The following is a 1,239-nucleotide window of genomic DNA, read 5'->3' on the forward strand; positions in this document are numbered from 1 at the left end:
CGCGACACACCCGACCGCGTGGGTCGGAGGACTGGATGTCGGAACACCGGGTTCCGGAGCGTAAGAGAGACAGGACTACTGAGTAGCCATGGCGGGACAGAAGATCCGCATCCGGCTCAAGGCCTACGACCACGAGGTCATCGACTCCTCGGCGAAGAAGATCGTCGAGACGGTGACCCGCACTGGTGCGTCGGTCGCGGGCCCGGTGCCGCTGCCCACTGAGAAGAACGTGTACTGCGTCATCAAGTCGCCGCACAAGTACAAGGACTCGCGCGAGCACTTCGAGATGCGCACGCACAAGCGCCTGATCGACATCCTCGACCCCACCCCCAAGACCGTTGACTCTCTGATGCGACTCGACCTGCCGGCCGGTGTCGACATCGAGATCAAGCTCTGAGGGTCGGTGAGCTGAGAATGGCTAAGCAGATCAAGGGCATCCTGGGCGAGAAGCTCGGCATGACGCAGGTGTGGGACGAGAACAACCGCGTTGTTCCGGTCACCGTCGTCAAGGCCGGCCCCAACGTCGTCACCCAGGTCCGTACGAACGACGTCGACGGCTACGAGTCGGTCCAGATCGCCTTCGGCGAGATCGACCCGCGCAAGGTGAACAAGCCCCTCAAGGGCCACTTCGCCAAGGCCGACGTCACCCCCCGTCGCCACCTCGTCGAGATCCGCACCGCGGACGCCTCCGAGTACACGCTGGGCCAGGAGATCACCGCCGAGGTGTTCGAGGCCGGCGTGAAGGTCGACGTGACCGGCAAGAGCAAGGGCAAGGGCTTCGCCGGTGTCATGAAGCGCCACAACTTCCGTGGCCTCGGCGCCGGACACGGCACCCAGCGCAAGCACCGCTCGCCCGGTTCCATCGGTGGCTGCGCCACCCCGGGCCGCGTGTTCAAGGGCCTCCGCATGGCGGGTCGCATGGGCAACGAGCGGGTCACCACCCAGAACCTGACCGTCCACGCCGTTGACGCGGAGAAGGGTCTGCTGCTCATCAAGGGCGCGGTTCCCGGTCCGAACGGCGGCCTCGTCCTGGTCCGCACCGCGGCCAAGGGGGCCTGAGGTAACCGATGAGCACTGTTGACATCCTTTCGCCGGCGGGCGACAAGGCCGGTTCCGTCGAGCTCCCCGCGGAGATCTTCGACGCCAAGGTCAGCGTTCCGCTGATCCATCAGGTCGTCGTCGCGCAGCTGGCCGCTGCCCGTCAGGGCACGCACAAGACGAAGACCCGCGGCGAGGTCC

At 66.1% G+C, this 1,239-nt stretch carries 3 protein-coding genes; all 3 read left to right on the forward strand.

All coding sequences use genetic code 11. From position 1 onward, the window contains the following. Nucleotides 1-88: 88 nt before the first annotated feature. The gene (gene rpsJ / locus ACFYWL_RS31230; protein ID WP_003948644.1) at nt 89-397 is read left to right on the forward strand and encodes a 30S ribosomal protein S10; all 309 of its coding nucleotides are present in this window, start codon (nt 89-91) and stop codon (nt 395-397) included. Between the two features lie 17 nt (nt 398-414). Continuing rightward, on the forward strand, nt 415-1,059 hold the full coding sequence (gene rplC / locus ACFYWL_RS31235) for a 50S ribosomal protein L3 (RefSeq protein ID WP_014674369.1): 645 nt from the start codon (nt 415-417) through the stop codon (nt 1,057-1,059). An 8-nt stretch (nt 1,060-1,067) separates the two neighbouring features. Further along, nucleotides 1,068-1,239 (forward strand): 50S ribosomal protein L4 (gene rplD / locus ACFYWL_RS31240; RefSeq protein ID WP_386980450.1); only part of this gene is annotated, 172 nt, incomplete at its 3' end.

The organism is Micromonospora sp. NPDC002575, from assembly GCF_042889525.1.
GTDB classification, from domain to species: Bacteria; Actinomycetota; Actinomycetes; order Mycobacteriales; family Micromonosporaceae; genus Micromonospora; species Micromonospora carbonacea.